Source organism: Inquilinus limosus MP06 (genome assembly GCF_000767795.1).
GTDB lineage: Bacteria > Pseudomonadota > Alphaproteobacteria > DSM-16000 > Inquilinaceae > Inquilinus > Inquilinus limosus_E.
Genome location: NZ_JANX01000480.1, coordinates 1 through 5,000, shown reverse-complemented (window position 1 = coordinate 5,000; position 5,000 = coordinate 1). Strand labels below are relative to the sequence as shown.

The window sequence follows — 5,000 nt, the reverse complement described above, 5'->3', positions numbered from 1 at the left end:
AACCCGCATTTCCCGAAGGTGCTGAAGGCCGAGCTGGAATGGGACCGCGACCGCGACCCGGACAAGTTCCAGCATGTCTGGCTCGGCGGCTACCAGCGGGCCAGCGAGGCGCGGGTGTTCCAGAACTGGCGGGTGGAGGCGTTCGAGACCCCGGCCGACGCCCTCTTCCTGTTCGGCGCCGACTGGGGCTTCGCCCGCGACCCGACCGTGCTGGTGCGCTGCTTCCTGATCGGCCGCACGCTGCATGTCGACCACGAGGCCTATCGGGTGGGCTGCGAGATCGACCGCACGCCGGCGCTGTTCGACACCGTGCCGGCGTCGCGGCAATGGCCGATCGTCGCCGACGGCGCCCGGCCGGAGACCATCAGCTACCTGCAGCGCCACGGCTTCCCGCGGTTGCGGGCGGCGCAGAAGGGGCCGGGATCGGTCGTCGAGGGCGTGGAGTTCCTGAAGAGCTGCGACATCCTGGTGCATCCGCGCTGCCGCCATTTGATCGACGAGCTGGCGCTCTACGCCTGGCGCACCGACCCGCGCAGCGGCGAGATCCTGCCGGTGCTGGAGGACCGCGAGAACCACGCCATCGACGCGCTGCGCTATGCCCTCGAAGGCCAGCGCCACAGCACCTATGACGCCAGCCTCAGCTGGGTGGGCAACGTGCTGCGCTGGTGAGGGGCGTGACAGCGGCGCATCCCTGACCCGAGGCACGCGGATCACCCTGCTTCGGTGCGGACGGCAGGTATCGCGGCCCGATCCTCCGGCCTGCGGCCATGCCGCCGCGCAATTTGTCCGGCAATTATTCCCAAAAAAATTCATCGGCTTGCAAAAATTCTTGCCCGTCCTTCGGATTGCCCCTAGCCTCGCTGCACATTTGACCGTTGTCTGAGCAATTGCTCGGACGGCAGAGCTCAAACCGCGGAGGAGGAAGCATGGCTCCCTGAGGTGCCGCCCGGGTCCAGCCACATCCATCCACAACACAACCGAAGCGTTCGACACGGCGATCGAAACGTCGTCCGGGACCACCCGGACCAAGCCCGGAAACCGGCCCCGCCGCCCTTCGGGACCGCGGCGAAACCGGGCCGACGATGCCGGATCGGACAGCCGCGAGAGGAGGAAAGCCATGGTCGCTTCAACGACGAATGCCGTTTCGGGTGCTCCGGCAGGCAACCCGCCGCCTCTCCAGCTTCAGCAGAAGCAGAAAAGCGACCAGGCCGGCGGCCCGGCCGATGAGAAGGAGTTCCGCAGCAAGGCCGAGAGCAAGGGCTGGACGGTGGTGGAGGAGGCCGACGGCCTGCCCCCGGTGAGCAACCTGGATCCCAAGCGGGAGGATCCCACCACCATCACCTACCAGTACAAGGGCAAGACCTACGCGGTCTCGGAGCACCTGGCCCCGTTCAAGTATTCGGTGCTGGAAAACAAGCTGGCCGGCACCAGCATCAGCCAGACGGACAACAACATCGACATCAAGGTCGCCGAGTCCGAGGCGACGGATTTCATGAACGCCAAGACCACCGAGGACGGCAAGACGGTGGGCGAGCTGTTCCATGACAAGATGAAGGACGAATGGGGCGACCTGGACCTGAAGGACCCCCGCCGCCAGTACTACGAGCTGCTGCAGGCCAAGGCGGCGCTGATCGGCGGCTATGACTACCTGCCGTACCAGACCGAGAAGGACGCCTTTCCCTGGAAGGGCGACACCACCGCCTACCTGCCCAACTCCGTCATCATGGACCAGGCCAGCACCTACGGCCTGCTGAAGGAGGAGGAGATCTCCAGGAAGCTGGCCGAGCTGTCGAAGAACGACAAGGTCGTCGACGGCATCGACGGCTTCATGGCCGACGCCGTCGACAAGATCGAGGACAAGGAGGGCCTGACCAACAAGATCTACGAGACCATGGGCAGCCAGGAATACTCGGAGATGCTGGAGTCCATGGAGGATGACGGGGCCAAGACCCGGTTCTCCAACGACCTGAAGTCCCTCGACTATCTGGACAAGCAGAAGGCCACGGAGATCCGGAACAAGATCCTCGACAAGGGGCTGATCGAGGAGGTCAGCGGCATCATCGAGGACGGCAAGTACTCCGACGAGGCCCTGCAGACCGCCGTCAGCGACCAGGTGCAGCTGGGCCTGCAGGGCACGTGGTCGGCCATCTTCGGCATCGGCTTCACCGACAAGGCGGTGCAGAGCTATCTGAAGGACGGCAAGGCCGACCTGCCCGACGACGTCAAGCGGGGCCTGGACAGCTACAAGGCGGCGGTCAAGATCGCCACCAATTCGATCCTCGACTCCTTCAAGGCCAAGGGCGAGTTCGACATCAAGGATGTGTCCTCCCGCATCTCGGACGTGCTGAAGGGCAACAATCCGGACATCCCGACCGGCGCGCGCAACGGCGCGGCCGCCCTGCTGCAGGCCAGCATGAAGAACGGCGTCCTGCCGGCGATCGGCGGCGTCCTGGCCACCATGGCGGCCATCTACACGCTGAACAAGAACATGGGCGACACGCCGGAAGAGCGGATGGGGGCGGCGCGCCTGTTCATGATCAGCATCGCGACGTCGCCCGCCCTGGCACTGGCGACGACGAAGACGCTGGAGACGATCTTCAACAAGCCCGGCATGGCGACCATGCTGGGCCTGGAGAACAACACCCAGCTGCGCGACGCCTTCCTCAAGCGCTTCCCGGATTCGAACCGGCCGGTCTCGGTCCCGAGCTCCTCCGTCGTCGAGCTGGACACGCTCGACGAGCTGCGCGGGGCGATCGGCGACGCCCCGCCCCGGCTGGACGAGCCCGACACCGTGCCGGGCTGGGCCGACGATGTCGAGCACTGGTTCGACGATATCGCCTCCGGCGAGGGCGACGGGGCCCGCTTCGTGCCGCTTCCGGATGACGCGGCCATGGACCTCGAGGACGCGATGGATGACCCGAACGACCGGGTCTCCAGCGTCCAGTCCGAACGGGGGTCCCAGTACACCAGCATCCTCGACAATCTCGACGACGCCGACCGGGCCAGCGTCATGGGGATGGTGGACGACCGGATCAGCAACATGGGCGTGGACCCGGCCGACCTGGATGCGCCCAGCAAGCTGCGGATCGTCGGAACCGTCCTGAACACCGTCGGCGGCGTCGCCGATTTCGCCGGGGGCATCCTGGACCTGGCCCTGGGGGCGATGTCGATCGACAAGCTCAGGGACAACCCGGACGCGCTGCCCAGCGAATATGCGGCCGCGACCATGCAGCTGCTGGGCGGGGTCAGCATCGCCGGGATGGCCGGGACCAGCCTGGCCAGCATGATCGCCGGGCCGGCGACGGCCTCGGCGCTCGGCATCGCCTCCGGCGTCCTGGGCGTCGCCGGCGTCGCCTTCGGCGCCATCGCCGCCATCGTCACCGGCGTCATCGCCAAGCAGAAGCAGGACCAGAAGGCCGAGGACGTCCGCGACGACTTCCGGAACTGGAGCACGCTGGGCGTCACCGAGGACAATTGGGGCGACAAGCTCAACTACACCATCCACTCGCGCTACGAGTACAATTACTACCACGGCTCCGATCGCTACTACGACCTCTACCCCGAGGACGTGCCGGTGTGGGTGGCGCGGCCCGAGCAGTACAAGGACTTCACCAAATACGTCGACGAGCACGGCAACATCTCGGACGACTGGTTCCGGGACTGGGACAAGGACCACGATTCGGGCATCGGCGAGGACCGGCCCGACCCGTCCGGCCTGCCGCGCTTCGGCGATGACGGCAAGCCCGGAACCTTCGGCGACTTCAAGGAGGATGTCGACCGGGTGGATGTCGGCTCCATCGAGCTGGCGGAGGATGGCCGCATCATCTTCAAGAAGGACGGCGTCAGGCAGGTGATCGACCCGCTTGTCGGCGGCGAGGCCGACGACAAGGACCGGCAGAAGATCGTCGACTACCTGAAGGACCTGTACGAGATCTCCCACCCCGGCGGGAAGGCCGACCAGGACATCATCGACAGGATCACCCGGCTGCACGACGAATCGGACCGCTATAACGAGATCGACGACCTCAAGCGTGCCCTCGACGAGTCCAGGCCTCCGCTGCTGGGCAAGGATGGGGAGGGCAGCGCCGGGACGTTCTCCGATTTCAAGGAGGATATCGACCGCGTCGATGTGGGATCGATCGAGCTCGATCCCACGGACAGCAACAGCCTCACCTTCGTCAAGGACGGCAGGCGGTGGCAGCTGGACAAGGACAATCATGGCGGCCTGTCCGACAGCGATGCGAACGATATCTTCGACTACCTGAAGAACCTGTACATCATGGTCCACCCGGGCGGCGGCCTCGACCAGGATCTGGTGAAGAAGATCACCGATCTCCACAATCGATCGGATGACTTCAACGACCTCGATGCGCTGCGGGAGGAGCTGGGGCTGGATGCCGACCCGACCGGGCTGCCGGTCTTCGGCGACGGCGGTATCCCCGGCACCTTCGGCGACTTCCGGGAGGATGTCGACCGGGTGGATGTCGGGTCCATCAAGCTCTTGGATGACGGCCGCGTGATCTTCGTGAAGGACGGCGTGAAGCAGATCATCAACCCGTCCGCGGGCGACGATTCGGACCGCGGCACCCGCGAATCGATCATCCAGTATCTGAAGGGCCTGTACGAGCTGGCCCATCCCGACGGCAAGCTCAGCCAGGATCGGGTCGACAGGATGAACGACATCTTCGGGAAGACCGATAAATACAACGATCTCGACGCGATCAAGGAGTATGTCGAGGCATAGGGGCGGCCCGTTCCGGCGCCGCCCCGGAACGAGGACAAGCCATGCTGATCAACGCCGCCCTGATGGGGCTCGGCAGCGTCAACCGGAACCTGCTGGCGATCCTGGCGAACAAGGCGGAGGTGCTGCGGCGCGACCACGGCATCGGCTTCCGCATCGTCCTGGTCGCCGACAGCAGGGGCGTCGCGGTCGATCCCGCCGGCTTCGATCCGGCCGGCCTCGCCGCCCACAAGGCGGCCGGCGGCTCCACCGCGGACCT

General features: G+C 65.9%; 2 protein-coding genes and 1 pseudogene. All 3 read left to right on the top strand.

All coding sequences use genetic code 11. The features are described 5' to 3' along the window. Nucleotides 1–669 (top strand): PBSX family phage terminase large subunit (locus P409_RS26440; protein WP_034845454.1); only part of this gene is annotated, 669 nt, incomplete at its 5' end. 448 nt (nt 670–1,117) lie between these two features. Next, nucleotides 1,118–4,744 (top strand): MATE family efflux transporter, encoded by a 3,627-nt coding sequence (locus tag P409_RS26435; protein ID WP_034845452.1) that lies wholly within the window; start codon nt 1,118–1,120, stop codon nt 4,742–4,744. Nucleotides 4,745–4,785: 41 nt separating this feature from the next. Continuing rightward, a pseudogene (locus P409_RS26430) lies at nt 4,786–5,000 on the top strand (homoserine dehydrogenase); the annotation flags it as partial.

Coding starts and splice junctions, on each gene's coding strand:
- P409_RS26435 (WP_034845452.1), top strand. CDS start 1,118: ATGGTCGCTTCAACGACGAATGCCGTTTCGGGTGCTCCGGCAGGCAAC.